Origin of the sequence: Shewanella glacialimarina (assembly GCF_020511155.1) — a bacterium.
Classification (GTDB): Bacteria; Pseudomonadota; Gammaproteobacteria; order Enterobacterales; family Shewanellaceae; genus Shewanella; species Shewanella glacialimarina.
Genome location: NZ_CP041216.1, coordinates 3964936 through 3982071 on the forward strand (window position 1 = coordinate 3964936; position 17136 = coordinate 3982071).

A 17136-nucleotide genomic window follows, 5' to 3' on the forward strand; every position below is an offset into this window, starting at 1 on the left:
AACGTCGCTTTAAATACGCTACCAGCCCACTATATTAATAAAATATCTTGCAACAAACAGGCGGTCACGCCGACAGATTCTTGAAATACCGCTTCTTAACTCAGTAAATAGCAAGTGAGATTAGAACGAACGTGTCGATGTTAGCTTAATAGCCGCTTAATTTAACTTACCTGAACTCATTTAACTTGCCTTAACTTAAGAGCAACAGCTTTGATCTTTTTGTTTTTTAGGCAGCTTATCCCATAGTACTTTTGCCATTAAAATGGCTAACACAATGCCCGATATTGCCACAACACCTTGTGGTAATAACTGATGTTCTGGTCCAATTTGCGGTATCACCTCAAATCCAAAGGTCGCCACTAAGTAATTCACAACCATGCCAGAAATTAACGCCACGCCGATGACTCCACCAAGATAACCTAGCAATGCACGCTTGCCTAACTCCTTACTGACCACACCTAATGTGGCAATATTAGTAGCAGGTCCTGCCATCATAAACACCAGCACTGCACCCGGCGACACCCCTGCTAATAACAGGCCCGCAGCTATTGGCGTTGAAGCGGTTGCACATATGTACATAGGCACAGACACCAGCACCATCACTAACATAGCTAGAATACCATCACCCCATTTTGCCAAAAAATCACCGGGTACATAGGTTTGTACTAAAGCGGCAAAGAACAAACCCACCAATAACCATAGGGTGGTGTCACGCACGAGATCGGTCGCTGCATAGTGCAAACCTGAGCCCACTCGGCTTAAAATTGAGTTTTGCTTTAACGCAGTCGCCATATCATCGGTTGAAGCACAACAACTTTCAGAGGGGTCACTCGCTTTAGGAGTCACATTTGCTTGGTTAGCCGATTTGGTGCTGCAACAACTGGCTTTCGTCGATGCTGCAATATCGGATTTGACCGGAGCGGTTATTTGCGCAGACGACGCTGAAGCTTTGCTGCAACAGCTGGACTTTTGTGGTGTTTTTTCGACGGAGGTTGAACTACAACACGATTTTACCTGACCAAGATTATCCACTGATTTATCAGCAACAACCTTAAATGAGTCAGCTTTAAACGACTGACTTTCAACCAAAGCGTGCTTAATCAACGAGCTAGCGGGATCGACAGGCTTAAAGCTCATCGTTGTTATCGCTTTAGGTTTAGCTGACTGACTTGCACAACAACTGCTGGATTTTTCTGCTATCACAGCCGCAGTCTTTTCCACAGCTGCATGACTAGCTTTATCATCAGGCTTTCCATCATCGTCATCTCGCCCGACCAACAAGCCTGCAACAATGGCGCTGGTGATTGCCGCAATTGGACGTACTATGGCCATGAAAGGGCCGAGTAACACGTAAGACACTGTCACGGAATCAACACCGGTTTCAGGCGTTGAAACTAAAAATGATGTTGTCGCGGCTTTTGATGCACCTGAGCGACGCAAGCCAACAGCAGCAGGAATAACCCCACATGAACATAAAGGCAATGGCGCACCTAGCAAGGCCGCTTTTAGCACGGTTTTAAAACCATGACCACCTAACTGCTTTTGCATCCACTCCATAGGAACAAAGACTTTTAACAAGCCAGCCAGAATGAGTCCAAGCAGCAGCCAGGGTGCCGACTCTAAAAATAACTGAATAAAATTATCAAATAACATAGTGATTTCTCCAGCGGCTATCGGTTAAAGCCGCTTATGGCAATATATAACTAACAAGCTTCCATCAAGGTGTTTATACCTGCGAACAAGCAGAATCAATAAAGACTAACCATGTTGATGCGCTTTATGTGCCGTTTCATTTCTGGCATTTAGCTGCTTATCTTCAGATTCAAGCGCCTCTAAAATACTGCAATGCTCGGCGCTATCGGGGCCACCACAACAGGCATTTGATAAGCTTTGTAAGGAATTAGCAAACTGGGTTAACTCGGCAATTTTAGCTTCAACATGCTCAAGTTTGTTATCCACCATACCCTTCACGTCAGCACAGGCCCAGTTGGCTTTATCAAGTTCAATAGACAACAGCTCTGATATCTCATTTAAGGTAAAACCAACAGCTTTAGCGCGTAAAATAAAACGTAATCTAGCGGCATCATCATTATTATATAAACGATAACCTGATTCAGATCGGCTTGATGGTGCTAGCAGACCGTGTTTTTCATAAAAGCGTAAGGTGTCAGCCTTGATATCACACTGACTCGCTAACTCACCTATTCGATACATAATCGTCCCGTTATTGCCCTAAGCAAACTTTGAATATGGCTCAAGTATAAACCTTAGAGTTTAATCCAAGGTCAAGGGTTTTATGGTCATTTATTTTCCCTGGTGTTGTTCGGATTTCAATATTGTGAAATCACGCAGAAAAAACACTCAAGCCCTATTGTTTACGGTAAAATATGCGCGCTCTGGCGGCACAGATAAAAATAATCATAAATAGCTGCACATTTTGTTCAAATAATGCCCCGAGGAACTTTGGCAAAACAGATTCACTTTTGGGTTTAAACACCATTTAACAACCCGAATCTGCTTTGCGAAAGATCCTTGAAATTTAATAGTGGACCCTGTACCTACATGAATACTGTCAGACCAATTCGTCGCGCGCTACTAAGCGTTTCAGATAAAACTGGAATCCTTGAATTTGCACAAGCTTTGCATGCCCAAGGTGTTGAACTGTTATCTACCGGTGGCACAGCAAAATTGCTGGCCGATAACAATATCCCTGTCATGGAAGTTTCTGATTACACAGGTCACCCTGAGATCATGGATGGTCGTGTCAAAACATTGCATCCTAAAGTGCATGGCGGCATTTTAGCTCGTCGTGGTATTGATGAGATCGTGATGGAACAAAACGGTATCCAGCCTATCGATTTAGTCGCCGTAAATCTGTATCCATTTGCTGAAACAGTAGCAAAAGCAGGTTGTACATTGGCTGATGCAGTTGAAAACATCGATATCGGCGGCCCAACAATGGTGCGCTCTACGGCTAAAAACCACAAAGATACTACCATAGTGGTTAACGCTAAAGATTACGCTCGCGTGATTGCTGAAATGCAAGCTAACAATGGTAGCACTACGCTTGAAACCCGTTTTGACCTAGCCATAGCCGCATTTGAACACACAGCTGCATACGATGGCATGATAGCTAACTACTTCGGCACTATGGTGCCTGCTCATAGCAAAGATGAGTGCCATGAAGATTCAAGCTTCCCACGTACATTCAACACTCAGTTGATCAAAAAACAAGACTTACGCTACGGTGAAAACAGTCATCAAAAAGCGGCGTTTTATGTGGATACGCACATTGATGAAGCATCTGTTGCCAGTGCAACTCAACTTCAAGGTAAGGCATTATCTTATAACAACATCGCCGATACTGACGCAGCACTTGAATGTGTAAAAGAATTTGAAGGCCCTGCATGTGTGATTGTTAAGCATGCTAATCCTTGTGGTGTAGCATTAGGTAGTACTATTTTAGAAGCTTACGAGCGCGCATTCAAAACAGATCCAACCTCTGCCTTTGGTGGCATAATTGCCTTTAACCAGGAATTAGATGCAGACACGGCCAAAGCAATTGTTGACCGTCAATTTGTTGAAGTGATTATTGCACCTAAAGTCAGCCAGGCTGCACGTGACATTGTTGCTGCTAAAGCTAACGTACGTTTATTAGAATGTGGTGAGTGGAACACTAAAACCACCACTCAAGACTTTAAGCGTGTTAATGGTGGTTTATTGGTTCAAGACCGCGACCAGGGCATGGTCAATGTTGAAGACGTTAAAGTGGTATCAAAACGTCAACCAACGGCTGAGCAATTAACTGACTTAATGTTCTGCTGGAAAGTGGCTAAGTTTGTCAAATCAAATGCGATTGTTTATGCCAAAGATGGCATGACAATCGGTGTTGGCGCAGGTCAAATGAGCCGCGTTTACTCAGCTAAAGTTGCCGGCATTAAAGCTGCTGATGAAGGTTTAGTGGTTGAAGGTTCTGTAATGGCATCTGATGCATTTTTCCCATTCCGCGATGGTATCGACGCTGCAGCTGCTGCAGGTATCAGCTGTATTATTCAACCGGGTGGTTCAATTCGCGATGAAGAAATTATTGCCGCTGCGGATGAACACAATATCGCCATGGTATTTACTGGCATGCGTCACTTCCGCCATTAATCGGCACTAGAATAGAGCAGCCTTGTTTGGCTGCTTTTTTCGTTTAAAGAATCATATATTTTTACTACTTAGAGGAATGAATCGAGATGCAAGTACTTGTAATTGGTGGCGGCGGTCGTGAACATGCTCTAGCTTGGAAAGCGGCTCAGTCTGCTCAAGTTGAAAAAGTTTTTGTTGCGCCAGGTAATGCGGGCACATCACTAGAGCCAAAACTAGAAAACGTAGCAATCAAGGTTGAGGCCATTTCAGAGTTAGTGAAATTTGCCCAGGACAACAAGATTGAACTCACCATTGTTGGCCCAGAAGTGCCTTTATCATTAGGTGTGGTTGATGCGTTTAACGCTGCCGGTTTACCTATATTTGGCCCAACACAGGGTGCTGCTCAGCTTGAGTCATCAAAAGCCTTTACTAAAGACTTTTTAGCGCGTCATAACATTCCAACAGCTGATTATTCAAACTTCACTGAAATTGAGCCAGCCAAAGCTTACGCGGCAGAGTTAACCGCTAAAACAGGTTTCCCTGTGGTGATTAAAGCCGATGGTTTAGCCGCAGGTAAAGGCGTGATTATTGCTGCTAGCCAGGTTGAAGCTGATGCAGCCATTGACGATATGTTATCTGGTAATAAATTTGGCGAAGCGGGTTCACGCGTTGTTATCGAAGAATTTTTAAAGGGTGAAGAAGCCAGCTTTATCGTTATGGTTGATGGCAAAAACATTCTAGCCATGGCCACCAGCCAGGACCACAAAGCTCGCGACAATGGAGACTACGGTCCAAATACAGGCGGCATGGGTGCATACTCACCGGCACCTGTTGTGACTCAGGCAGTTCATGACTGGACCATCGCTAATGTTATTCGCCCAACGGTAGATGGCATGGCCGCTGAAGGTAACGTTTACACTGGATTTCTTTACGCGGGCTTGATGATTTCACCTGACGGTAGTGCAAAGGTACTTGAGTACAACTGCCGTTTTGGTGACCCAGAGACTCAGCCAATCATGATGCGTCTGCAATCTGATATCGTTGAACTGTGTTTAGCCGCCACTCGTGGTGAGTTAGATAAAGTCACCGCTGAGTTTGATTCACGTCCTGCTGTAGGTGTTGTTTTAGCCGCTGGCGGTTACCCAGATGCGTATCGTAAGCATGATGTGATTGATGGGTTATCACTTGGCGATAACAATGCCAAGGTATTCCATGCTGGCACTGAAATGAAAGACGGTCATGTGGTAACAAATGGTGGCCGAGTGCTATGTGCTACAGCATTAGGTAATACCGTTACTGAAGCGCAAAAAGCCGCTTACGCATTAGTAGATACCATCCATTGGGATGACGTTTACTTCCGCACCGATATTGCTTACCGTGCTATTGCGCGCGAGCAAGGTAAAGCATAATAAGTTAGTTTTTATGTGACATAATAAATCCCTGTGATGTTGACTAATCAAAGCATCACAGGGATTTTTTAGTTGTAGGGTCTATATATAATCAGGCAGCTTTGGAAGCTATTTTTCATTTCGACTTGGAATAGTAGATGATCAAGAGTTCATTTTTCTGGCTCGTCTAAGCCATGCGATACTCATTAGCAGTACCCAATAAAAACCCATTGAACCGCCACCGCTGTAGCCTTCTCTATGTTCAACTGTAGCCACTTTATCTTCTTTTACTCGAGTCTTAAATCGAGCTAATTCCGCATCTAGATTAGTCGTCATATCATCGACGGCGATACCAAACCCTTCGAGTGATTTTTCGGCTAAGGTATCATCAATGCCAATCGCGGTAGTTCTTTTTTCAAGCTTGCTAACCCCAGGCGCTCTGAACAACATTTTTTTACTTTTGATATCAAAAACGGCGGTATCAACAAATGTTTGTACCGCGTTTTCATTACCCGGAATAACGTACATGCCCACTATGGTCCAATACAAAAGTGCGGCGTTATTCTCGATTGATTGTGTCACTTGATCATAAGACACTAACGCCATAACGTCGACATCATATAGCCTTGATAGCTGTTCTAAGGTGTCAAACCCTTGGCCCTGCTTTAAGTAAGTGCTAGGGATGACTTCAATGTGGCCAATATAATCATATTGAAGAAACGCCTGTTTTACTTTTTCAAGTAACTCGATTTGATCTTTGCTGTGAATACCGTCAGCGCCCCAATTTTTAGACGGCACAAACGCGATACCCACTTTTACCGGTAATTTTAGAATAGGAATTTCAGGTTGATGTTCAGCACGACTTTTTTCATCCGGATATAAAAAATCCATCAGACTGCTGGATTGTGTTTGTTTACCGGTATTTTGACTGACAATTGCACTGCAGGCTGATAAAAAAAACATTACTAGTAAACAGACACTCATTTCAGACTTCATCAACATTCCTTTGATTCCCTATGGGCTATATGTTTATAACACGAAAGCATAATTGCATATCCCAAAGAGACGAACAAATGATTTATCTGATCAGTAAAATCATTTTAAAAGAGTTAATATTAATGCTTTCTATCAACTCAAGATGTGGTTAGTCAAACTATTAAATGTGCTTAAAGCTGCGTTAATCTCAATTAAGATATTCTCCTCATAAAAAATAAGCCCATCATGCATATTTAAGCAAGCCACAAGCGGCTATTGCGCATATTGAGTTAACCAAGCTAAACATTTAGTCACCTTGAAGGCTTCCATACCTTCTCAGCCAAGGGTTTCAAACAAAGCAAGACTCGACTTAGCTATCATTTCTATGTAACGATAGCCAGCCGTTACAAATTAATAACAACTGTAGTTTGGGACTATCCCGTACGCTTATATTGACTGTTGCGATAGCAACTCGATAATGAAAAACGACACAAAATAAAAATAATAAACAAGGATCTCCATGTCTCAAACGACACCTTCACAACCTAAGCAACCTAGCTTGCTTGATGCGCTTATTCCGATCGTGGCATTAATTTTGATGCTAGCCGCTGCGGTATATCTTTTCTCATCTGATAGCTCATCGGGTGCCAACCAAATCGCCTTGGTATTAGCAGCCTGTATTGCCATGGTGATTGGCTATAAAAATGGCTACAGCTGGAATCAAATGGAGCGTGGCATTGTTAAAAGTATTGGGGTCGCGACCGGGGCATTACTTATTTTATTTAGTGTAGGCTCGCTGATCGGTACCTGGATTTTAGCCGGTACAGTGCCGACAATGATTTATTACGGTATGCAAATTCTTAATCCACAATATTTCTACAGCGCATGCTGTGTATTGTGTGCAATTGTTGCATTAAGTATTGGTAGCTCTTGGACGGTAGCCGGTACCTTAGGTATTGCGCTTATTGGTATCTCATCGGCCATGGGATTAGATGTTAATATCACTGCTGGCGCAATTATCAGTGGCGCGTATTTTGGTGACAAGATGTCGCCAATGTCTGACACTACTAACCTTGCACCGGCTGTAGCCGGTACCGATATTTTTAGTCATATTAAACATATGACCTGGACCACGGTTCCCAGTATTACAATTGCACTGATAGGCTTTACCTTTTTAGGCTTAACCGCTGAAGCCACCCCAGTAGAAAATCAATTAACTGATAGCTTAGCCTTACTTGAACGCACCTTTAATCCGGGATTCCACTTATTAATCCCCCTTTTAGTGGTGTTGTATTTAGCTAACCGTAAAATGCCTGCCTTTCCTACGGTCATTTTAGGCACACTTGCTGGCGCAGTATGTGCGGCAATATTTCAATTTGATAATGTATTAGCCTATGTGCACGATGATGCAATACCGCCGCTGCTGGCGTTAGTAAAAGGCATCTGGATTGCCATGTTTGACGGCTATGTTGCCAATACCGGCGATGCTGTATTAGATAACTTATTAAGCCGTGGCGGTATGAGTAGCATGGTGACGACTGTCTGGTTGATCCTGTGTGCCATGGCCTTTGGTGGCGTGATGGAAGTTACTGGCTTACTTGGCCGTATTTTGCAAAGTATTTTAACCCTAGTGACTGGCACATCTAGTTTGATCATTACTACACTCGGTGTGTGTATTGGCGCCAACGTGATCACTGCCGACCAGTACATTGCGATTGTGTTGCCAGGTAGAATGCTAAAAATGGAATATACCAACAGAAAACTTGCCGCGGTTAATTTAAGTCGCGCCCTTGAAGATTCTGCCACTGTCACTAGCCCGCTTGTTCCCTGGAATACCTGTGGTGCCTTTATGGCCAGTACCTTGGGTGTCGCGACAGTGGCTTATCTACCCTATGCATTCTTTAACTTAGTTTGCCCATTAATTAGTGCATCATATGCTTATTTCAATTTCAAAATTGAACCGCTAGATGAGCGCTTGGTCAGTGACGGTACTGTTGTAGGCTAATTCGATTTAACAATAGAAAACCGCTTTAGCCAAAGCGGTCTTTCATCCAGCCATAATGATAATAACCCCATTGACCTAAACGCTTTAACTGGCCAAAAGGTAGTATAGATACAGGCTGCGCAGGTAACGGCTGACGATATAAAGGCAAATTAGGCGGTGCAACACCTGCCATACTTTGCGCCAATCGATAAGCCGCTTGGCTGCTAAAAGACACTCCTGCACCACAATAACCTAGGCTATAACCCACTCCACTTTGTGCAAATACATGTGGCATATCATCAAACGATGCCGCTATCCAGCCGGTCCAGTTATAGGCAATGGCTTTGTGTTTTAATGCAGGAAAGCATTTATCTAAGGCCATTTTTAGCCTTTGACCATACACAGGGTTAGCACCGTCTTTGCCCCATACCGCGCCGCGGCCACCAAACAACAAGCGGTTATCAGGCAGTAAGCGGTAGTAATATTTTAATATGCGAGTATCCATGGTGACTTGCGAAGTATAAATACCTGCTTGTTGTAATTCATCGGCGGTAAGTGGCTCAGTCACAATGACATTACTGAGTATTGGCAAATATTTATTATCGAGAATTGGCGAGAATTGTTTTGGCGTATAAGCATTACCGGCACAAATCACCTTATTGGCAGTAAGCTCACCGGACTCGGTTATTAAGCGATGCTTTCCGCCCTCCTGATGCCATTCAAGCACGCAAGATTGCTCTGATATCGACACTTTGGCTTGCTGTACCATCTGTTTATAACCCAGTAGCAATTTGAGCGGATTAATCCCAAAACCATCATTTAGCCTTAATGCACCATAAGCTTGCTGGTGATTCATGTACTGATCACAAAAAGTGTTGCGGTCGATAAACTCAGCCCCATCACCAAAGTGTTGCTGAATGAACCCCGCGGCGGCTTGCAGTTGTGCGAGCGCTTTTGGGTTATGGGCGACTTTTAAGTAACCGGTGTCCTGCACATCACAGCTAATTTGATGCTGTTTAATTAATCCTGATACCCGCTCAACCGCCTCGGTAAACTCACCATAAATACCTTTGGCGGTATCAATATTCCAACGCTGTGCCATGGCGCTATAGCCCAATCGACCAGAACCTTTTAAAACAAATCCCGCATTACGAGCACTGGCACCAAAGCCAACCTGATTAGCTTCCAACACGTGACAATCAATATTAAATTCAGTCGCTAGATAATAAGCAGTTAATAATCCAGTGTAGCCGCCGCCAATAATAGCCACATCGGTTTGATGAGAACCTTTTAGTGCGGTACCAGGCTGGGGTAATTGAACCGTACTTGCCCAATAGCTATTAGGCTGGGGTTGCTGTTGTGGAGTGGGATTAACAAGGGGATCATAAAGTTGCATTGGGTTAGCCTAATAACTGTAAAATTTGATCCCAATGACGCGTCAGTAAAACCAGCAATACGACACCTAAAGGAATAAAAATAAGTAATTGAATAAATTGTAAATAAAGCACGATTTTTGACAGTTTCAGCTTTTCTAACTTGAGCCTGTTTAACTCGATTTTAAGTAATTTGAGCTCATCTGATGTTGTGGATACTGCTGTAGAATGAGTTTCTGACGATGTTTGAGTGAATGTTTTCATCACTTAATCCCTTAAAAAACTAACAGCATTTCACATGCTACACAGTGACAATCAGCGCCGCAAAGTACACAGATATAATCCTCTCCCACATGCCGTTGATGCCATCGTTGAGGATGCTGCTTAATCAATTGCCCACCGGCTTTGGTAAAATATCGTACCGCAGCATTATTGGGGCTTTGTTGCCATAAATGACTCACGCCAGCTTTAGCACCTTGTACAATAACCGCTTCTTTAGAGGCTTGTAAAAGTTGTCCTCCTAACCCTTTACCTCGGCCATGTTCAGCAATGGTATTTGACTTAAAGTAACACACATCATCAAAGTTAACGCCCCACAACGCTACAGTACACCATTGATCCTGTTGCCATTTACCTGCGGCATAGGTTAATCGAAAACCCAGTAATTCATCGTTTTCAATGGCAACAAAGTTAGCATTAATGCCATTCTTTATGCCTTTATGATAAATGGCTGTCAGTTCATCCATATCCATATAGCCCTGACCGTGTACTTGTTCACCTAATAGTAATACCGCTTTAAAATCATTTTGTTGTAATGTTCTTATCATGTTTTTATTCTTTTTTTGATACTAAGAAAATTAACCTTGAAAGATCAACCGCCCCCTAAGTTTTAGGCTAATTTATCATAACAAAATAGCCTGAAACTAACGATGTTAAACTTTTGTGATAATTTAGCGATAACCCGGTGATATCCATTTGTAATACTAGCTGCAATTAAACAAAAGGAGCTCGGTTATGAAACGTACATTAGTTAACGCTAGCCTACTAGCAGCAAGTTTATTGAGTTTATCAACCCAAGCCGCAGACATTGAAGTCAGTGTCACCAACCTTACCCATGGTAATCACTTTACCCCATTGTTAATAGCCGCTCACAACAGCGACAGTCATTTATTTCACGTCGGTGAAATGGCCACTCCAGCATTACAAAAAATGGCTGAAGGTGGCGATATTAGCGATCTTAATACTGCGGTAACTGGCGCAAATGGCGCCACCTTAGCTAACCCAGCCATGGGGTTACTTGCCGCAGGTGCCAGCGTTAATAGTGCGATGCTAGATACCGGCGATAACACCCACCTTTCTATTGTCGCAATGGTGCTGCCAACCAACGATGCATTCATTGGTTTAGACAGCTGGAAAATTCCAACTGAAGTAGGCACTTACACAGTTTATGTCAATGCCTACGATGCCGGCACAGAAGCAAATGATGAAATCATTAACGGCGGCGGTATGTCAGGCGTACCGGGTATTCCTGCAGCACCGGGTGGCAATGGCGGCGCAAATGGGACTGGTGTAATGGACGGTGCTGACAATATGTATGTGCATACTCACCCAGGTGTTTTAGGTGATACAGACTCAGCTGGCGGTGCAAGTGATTTAGACAGCCGAATTCACCGCTGGTTAAACCCTGTAGCCAAAGTTGTGGTCACAGTAAAATAAGGAGGTAGCCCATGAAACGCACTGACTTAATAATCAAACCCAACCTTATAGCTATGATAGCCGCGGCGACATTACTCACCGCCTGTAGTGACGATGACAATGTTGTGGTGCCACCGGTTGAACCAGAGCCAGTAATGCAAACATTTACTGTCACTGTGACTAACCTAACGGCAAATCAGCCTATGTCACCGGTCATTTTAGCCGCGCATAATACCGAAGCCAGCTTATGGCAAGCGGGCGAAATGGCCAGCCTTGCTATCGAAAAAATGGCCGAAGGTGGTGACACTGCCGATATAGCAGCCCTTGAAATACTTGATAGCAGCATTAATGGAACAGGAATGTTAATGCCGGGTATGAGTGAAACCCTTACCCTCACATTAGCACAAGCCAATGTTGCCAATATCAGCTTAGCCACAATGCTAGTGAATACTAATGACGCGTTTACCGGGATCAATAGTTACCACATTGCAGGTATGCAAGTTGATATGCCTAAAATGATGAAATACACAGCTTATGATGCGGGTACTGAAGCTAACAGCGAAGCAAAAGGCACTATGCCAGGTCCCGCTGACGGCGGTGAAGGGTTTAACGCTGCACGTGATGATGTTGATTTTGTGCATATTCATCCAGGGGTAATTTCAATGTACGACGGACTGGCTGACTCAGTACTAATGCCATCACATCGTTTTGATAACCCTGTGTTAGCGGTAACCATTATGCGTACTCAATAACCGCAGGTTGATTGAATAGGTTTTAAACAGATTGAAATTTATTCTCCTTAAAGCAGGTCTAGGTATTAATGCAATTACTGGATTTGCTTTGGGGAAGTCACCATGAATGGAAACACCAAACATACCGGCCATGTCAGTCCGCAACATATTTTGCTGGTAGAAGACGAACAAGACTTGGCTAAATTAATTATTCTGAACCTCAAGGCCCTTAACTATAGCGTCGACCACGCCACGACATTGAAGCAAGCCATGCACATTATCGAACATAAAAAACTCGACCTAATTTTAATGGATAGAATGCTGCCTGACGGCGATGGCATTATGCTATGCCAGCAACTTAGGCAAGCCCAAAAACAAATACCCATTATGTTACTAACGGCCAAAGACTCAGAAGCCGACGTGGTATTAGGGCTAGAAGCGGGCGCCGACGATTACCTTGTAAAACCCTTCAGTGTGTTAGAGCTGCGCGCCAGAATAAAAGCGCTATTAAGACGCGGACAAGTACAACATGAACATCAACAACAACTTGATTTTCATGGCGTAAGCATTAATGCCAGCACGCGTGAAGTCATCGCATTTAATAATGCATTAACCTTAACCGCACGTGAATTCGATTTATTACTTTTTCTTGCTCAACATCCACAACAAGTATTTAGCCGTCTACAGTTATTAGAAGCTGTTTGGGGCTATAGCCACAGCGGTTATGAACACACAGTGAACAGTCACATTAATCGTTTGCGCAACAAATTATCACCTTGCTCAGAACACGAACTGGTCAAAACTGTGTGGGGAGTGGGCTATAAATTTTCACCACCAGAAGCGCATACCCACTAATGAATCGCTTATTTAATCGATTATTTTTAGTCGCGACAATGATTGTATTGCTGCTATTTGTCGCATTATGGCAATGGCTGCAACTAAACCACGAATTCAGTCGCAATCAAATACAGCAGTCTCTACATCAAGAGTTGGCTGCACATATGGCACATATTAATCCGCTGTTATCACAGGGGATAACCTCTGATGCCGCATTAAAAGAAGCTTTTCATGATTTTATGTTGCTCGGACCCAGCTTTGAAATTTACACCTTAGACCCAGATGGCAAAGTGATTGCCTATGATGCTAAAGAAGAAAAAATTAAAACACATCGAGTGGACACCGGTATTATTAAGCAGTTTTTAGCCGGAAAAAATCTGCCGATTTTAGGCACAGATCCGCGTTCGCAACAAACCCAAAAGATTTTTTCAGCCAGTAAGTTAGTCAATGCCCAAGGTCTGCACAGTGGTTATTTATATGTGATTATTGGCGGAGAAGACTACGACAGCTGGCAAGCATTAATTAATGCCGAAAACCAACCCAAAATATGGGGTGCAACCATAGGTTTCTGGGTAATATTCGCCCTATTGTTATTTGTGATTTTATTGCATTATTTTACCCGTCCGATCCATAAATTAGCCCTGGATTTAACTAATTTAAAAACCTTACCCATTACCGAAAACCTCACCTTGCCGGATCGCTATAGAGGCAGTTTAGAGATAGCTCAACTCAGCGAACACATTAATCAGTTGCTGCAAGACATTCAGCAACAGCAACAACAGGTCAAACGTCAACAGCAGGCAAAACATGACTTTTTACTGCACCTGTCCCATGACTTAAAAACCCCACTCACCGCATTATTGGCTATATCGATACATGGTTAATTTTGCCTGAAGCGGACCGAGATCAAGCCTTTATTCAATACGCGGCTAACTCAGGTCAAACCTTACAACAGTTATTAGCCCAGTTATTAGAATTAGCTGCACTAGAAAATGGCCAAATTCATGCACAACTTCAACAAGTTGAGTTAACAGAACTTCTCAATGAAATAGACCAAACCTTTACCCCAAGAGCGAAAAAACTCGGCGTAAGATTAAATTTTGAGCATATTAACGCCACTTCAATTTTAACCGACCCACAATTAATGCGACGCATACTCAACAATCTAATTGATAATGCCTTACGCTACACCCCGTCAGGTGGCGAAATCACTATTTTTACACAACAAGACTTTAGCCAGGGTAAAAACCAACAATGGTTAGCCGTAAAAGACACCGGCTCAGGCATGCACCAACATGAAGTAGAAGCCCTAAGACAATTATCACTTAGCCAAAGGGATATTCCACAACACCACCAGCTAAGCTTCGATAACAACCAAGCGCTACCTCAGCTTGGCGTAGGACTGGCCATTGTGCGTCAGCTGTTGGGGTTATTGAAGTGTAAAATTGAAGTAGAAAGCCAGCCCGGCGTCGGCAGTGAATTTAAGATAGAGCTGGTAATGCAAAGCTAATGTTACTTAAGAGCCACTGAGCAAGTGTCCCTATAAGGACTGAATCAACACACTCGTGAATTGATTAAAAGACGACTATTAAATCGTATTTTCTTGTTATAACAACATTCTTTTACTGTAGCGATTTTGTACATGCTCACTAAACACTGCACACATTGTTGAAAGAATGATGCACTGATTAGATGTTCTACTTACCATCAACTTCACTTTTACTCTTTTGGTTTAAGTCCATAAAGTCTTTTATTAAGGAGTCGCACATATTGTTTTCTTAGTTGCCAAAATGCCAGACAACTAAAATGATAAAAACAAGATAAAACATAAACACAATAAGGTTTGATGATGTTGAACTGTTATTTAAAACCTCTTGTAAGAAGCCTTCATCCTCTTCTAATTGATCAAAGTCGATAGACGAAATCGTGAGGGGTTTTCCTGTATGCAACTTAACCTCAATTGCGCCAGTCCCAAGTGCAAGTTCTCTAAACGCTCTTTTTTCAATCATTGTCAGCCCTCCTTCTGTTTTCTCCATTGGATGGATGATTACTTTAGGTTGTGGCCGTAAATATTTAATATTGTTAACTTGTTGAAATGCATGTTGTAGCAATTTTTCAGCGACGTAAAAACCCGAAAACAAGACTCTAGGATGTGAAAATGGGTTAACTACTTTTTCGTTTTAATCGATTGATAAAATGGCTTTTTTACCAATCCATGAAATCAACTTTTCACCTTTATCTGATGTCCGAATGACGACTAAAGGTGAATCATCAAAGCTATCATTACTTGATACATTTATAACTTTTATTCTATCTTCCCAAATCTGAACGTATATCACAGGTGCAAAGCGGGATAGAAGCCGTCTAATCATTCGATAATCCTTTGGCAACTAACGCTCTAGTATTTGAGCCTTGCGATGTTTGTATGGCACAAACCACTTATTGGCTTGACCAGCTAACATCTCAGCCCACTGCTTTATAGCTCTATCTCAATAGCGTCATGGCCGTTGCTAGATAACGACTGATACTAAACGATTATATAATCAGATATTACATAATGACCCATGGCATTTAAGAGTATTAAAATCGTATAAATCACTGTGACCAAGACTTCCCTCGGGATAGGGAACATTCTCATTCAAAAAAAATGTGACCCGATTACCGCCAAATAAGCCCGCCGGAATCGTTATTTTTTGAGAATAACATAACCAACACCGATATATTTTGGCTTGTATCTTGATGAAATATCTATTCCAGAAACAGGAGGCAAGTCTTCATTAAGCTGATTCGACTTTAACTTAACCCACTTTTCAATATCTTTATTGTTGTAGCTTCTTATATCGCCCCTTGCCAACAATTCATCTATTCCCGCTTTTCCTGCTAGCGGTAATGACTGATCTACATGGTTGTGTAAAGTATTGGCTGCATTAGTAAAAAATTCGGTTCTTTGATTAAAAGCATCACCAAATCCAAGTTTACCGCTTTTAGCAAAAGTGACTAATGATACTTTCTTATTAAAAAGTTTCATTGAAAGAGGGTTTATTTTATCCAGAGTTTTAGCGCTGATATAAAAACTATCACGGCAATTGGGCCTTTCACGAGAACTACTCATAACAACAGGAGTATCGTTTGGTAATCCCGCAACGACTTGCTTATGGTATCCCATGGCGTAAACCGCTGTTATTTTAGTGTTTTTTGTCCACTTGATATTCCATACCGAAGGTTCATAAGCACCTAAAATTAGCGCAACTGGTACATTGGGAGAGTTTATCGCAACATCAAAAACCGTTGTCATATGACCACTTTCATCAGTCTGATAATTGGTTTTATAGCCGCTGTAAGCGCCACCAGCATAAACCGCTACATTTTCAGGAAAGGTAAGGTTTAAAAAATCGCATTTTTTTTCAACTTCAAAGCTATCAACTTTAGGCAGATGCGTGAATGTGGTATTGGTAGCCTCGATTCTCTCAGGTGTAAAACTTAACTGCTCAATTCTTGCAGAATAAACAACGACTAAACAATCTACATTCGCCTGGCAATTATGATTTCTTTTTCTTATCCATTTTTGTTGATTATTGATCAAGTCAGATTTTTCAGCATTTTGTAATACTGCTAACTGTGCTGAATAATATTGAGATAATTGCTCGTCTAATAAATTTAACGCTTTGCTTGAGCAAATTGCCTGCTCAGTTAAATTTAATTTACCAGCACAATCATAACTGGCTGCGTTAACCTCAAACGATAAAACGAGAATGGATAACAGCTTAAAATAACTCAGTTTCATATGTGCCACGTCCTTGATGTGCAAATATTGCGCCCTCATAAAAGGCAAAAATAGCTCAAAATGTACAATGCGTGATATTAACACCATGCATCTTATCACCACCAACTACCTGATAGAAGACAATATTATTCTCAGTCAAATGACTGAACACATCGGATATGGACTGGATCGGCATAGCTAATTCATAACCACATTCTAAGGATAAGATATGTTTTGAGTGGGTATGAGCAACAAACGA

At 42.3% G+C, this 17136-nt stretch carries 17 protein-coding genes; 8 read left to right on the forward strand and 9 right to left on the reverse strand.

What is annotated here, in order from left to right; all coding sequences use genetic code 11:
* Positions 1–195: 195 nt before the first annotated feature.
* Positions 196–1653: an SO_0444 family Cu/Zn efflux transporter gene (locus FJ709_RS17345; RefSeq protein ID WP_226411496.1), complete on the reverse strand. Its 1458-nt coding sequence runs from the start codon at positions 1651–1653 to the stop codon at positions 196–198.
* Between the two features lie 105 nt (positions 1654–1758).
* Positions 1759–2214 (reverse strand): Zn(2+)-responsive transcriptional regulator, encoded by a 456-nt coding sequence (zntR, locus tag FJ709_RS17350; RefSeq protein WP_226411498.1) that lies wholly within the window; start codon positions 2212–2214, stop codon positions 1759–1761.
* 348 nt (positions 2215–2562) lie between these two features.
* Between zntR and purH the strand changes: the two genes are divergently transcribed.
* Entirely contained in the window at positions 2563–4152 is a 1590-nt protein-coding gene (gene purH / locus FJ709_RS17355) for a bifunctional phosphoribosylaminoimidazolecarboxamide formyltransferase/IMP cyclohydrolase (protein ID WP_226411500.1), read from the forward strand.
* Between the two features lie 86 nt (positions 4153–4238).
* Complete coding sequence (gene purD / locus FJ709_RS17360) at positions 4239–5540, forward strand: phosphoribosylamine--glycine ligase (RefSeq protein ID WP_226411502.1); 1302 nt, start codon at positions 4239–4241, stop codon at positions 5538–5540.
* Between the two features lie 141 nt (positions 5541–5681).
* Here the strand turns inward: purD and rhlP are convergent, their stop codons facing one another.
* Positions 5682–6515 (reverse strand): rhombotarget lipoprotein, encoded by an 834-nt coding sequence (gene rhlP / locus FJ709_RS17365; protein ID WP_226411504.1) that lies wholly within the window; start codon positions 6513–6515, stop codon positions 5682–5684.
* Positions 6516–7014: 499 nt separating this feature from the next.
* Here rhlP and nhaC point away from each other — a divergent pair, with 499 nt between their 5' ends.
* Entirely contained in the window at positions 7015–8499 is a 1485-nt protein-coding gene (nhaC, locus tag FJ709_RS17370; RefSeq protein ID WP_226411506.1) for a Na+/H+ antiporter NhaC, read from the forward strand.
* A 25-nt stretch (positions 8500–8524) separates the two neighbouring features.
* Here the strand turns inward: nhaC and FJ709_RS17375 are convergent, their stop codons facing one another.
* From FJ709_RS17375 to FJ709_RS17385, 3 genes are read right to left on the reverse strand one after another with little or no spacing between them, the layout of a single operon-like run.
* A complete protein-coding gene (locus tag FJ709_RS17375) occupies positions 8525–9874 on the reverse strand; it encodes an NAD(P)/FAD-dependent oxidoreductase (protein ID WP_226411508.1) in 1350 nt (449 codons plus the stop codon).
* 4 nt (positions 9875–9878) lie between these two features.
* Positions 9879–10115, reverse strand: a complete 237-nt coding sequence (locus FJ709_RS17380) for a hypothetical protein (RefSeq protein WP_226411510.1) — start codon at positions 10113–10115, stop codon at positions 9879–9881.
* Positions 10116–10126: 11 nt separating this feature from the next.
* Positions 10127–10678, reverse strand: a complete 552-nt coding sequence (locus FJ709_RS17385) for a GNAT family N-acetyltransferase (RefSeq protein ID WP_226411512.1) — start codon at positions 10676–10678, stop codon at positions 10127–10129.
* A gap of 187 nt (positions 10679–10865) precedes the next feature.
* On the opposite strand from FJ709_RS17385, the gene FJ709_RS17390 reads away from it, so the two are divergent.
* The 5 genes from FJ709_RS17390 (at position 10866) to FJ709_RS17410 (ending at position 14624) form a co-directional block, all read left to right on the forward strand.
* Positions 10866–11567, forward strand: a complete 702-nt coding sequence (locus FJ709_RS17390; RefSeq protein ID WP_226411514.1) for a spondin domain-containing protein — start codon at positions 10866–10868, stop codon at positions 11565–11567.
* Between the two features lie 11 nt (positions 11568–11578).
* Positions 11579–12298: a spondin domain-containing protein gene (locus FJ709_RS17395; RefSeq protein WP_226411516.1), complete on the forward strand. Its 720-nt coding sequence runs from the start codon at positions 11579–11581 to the stop codon at positions 12296–12298.
* 102 nt (positions 12299–12400) lie between these two features.
* Entirely contained in the window at positions 12401–13132 is a 732-nt protein-coding gene (locus tag FJ709_RS17400; protein ID WP_226411518.1) for a response regulator transcription factor, read from the forward strand.
* Positions 13132–13998: an ATP-binding protein gene (locus FJ709_RS17405; RefSeq protein ID WP_226411520.1), complete on the forward strand. Its 867-nt coding sequence runs from the start codon at positions 13132–13134 to the stop codon at positions 13996–13998. The genes FJ709_RS17400 and FJ709_RS17405 overlap by 1 nt, the downstream gene beginning before the upstream one ends.
* 2 nt (positions 13999–14000) lie before the next feature.
* Positions 14001–14624 (forward strand): sensor histidine kinase, encoded by a 624-nt coding sequence (locus tag FJ709_RS17410; protein ID WP_226411522.1) that lies wholly within the window; start codon positions 14001–14003, stop codon positions 14622–14624.
* A gap of 268 nt (positions 14625–14892) precedes the next feature.
* Here the strand turns inward: FJ709_RS17410 and FJ709_RS17415 are convergent, their stop codons facing one another.
* The 3 genes from FJ709_RS17415 to FJ709_RS17425 form a co-directional block, all read right to left on the reverse strand.
* A complete protein-coding gene (locus FJ709_RS17415) occupies positions 14893–15123 on the reverse strand; it encodes a hypothetical protein (RefSeq protein ID WP_226411524.1) in 231 nt (76 codons plus the stop codon).
* Between the two features lie 171 nt (positions 15124–15294).
* On the reverse strand, positions 15295–15486 hold the full coding sequence (locus FJ709_RS17420) for a hypothetical protein (protein WP_226411526.1): 192 nt from the start codon (positions 15484–15486) through the stop codon (positions 15295–15297).
* Between the two features lie 314 nt (positions 15487–15800).
* Entirely contained in the window at positions 15801–16898 is a 1098-nt protein-coding gene (locus FJ709_RS17425) for a lysozyme inhibitor LprI family protein (RefSeq protein WP_226411528.1), read from the reverse strand.
* Positions 16899–17136 lie beyond the last annotated feature (238 nt).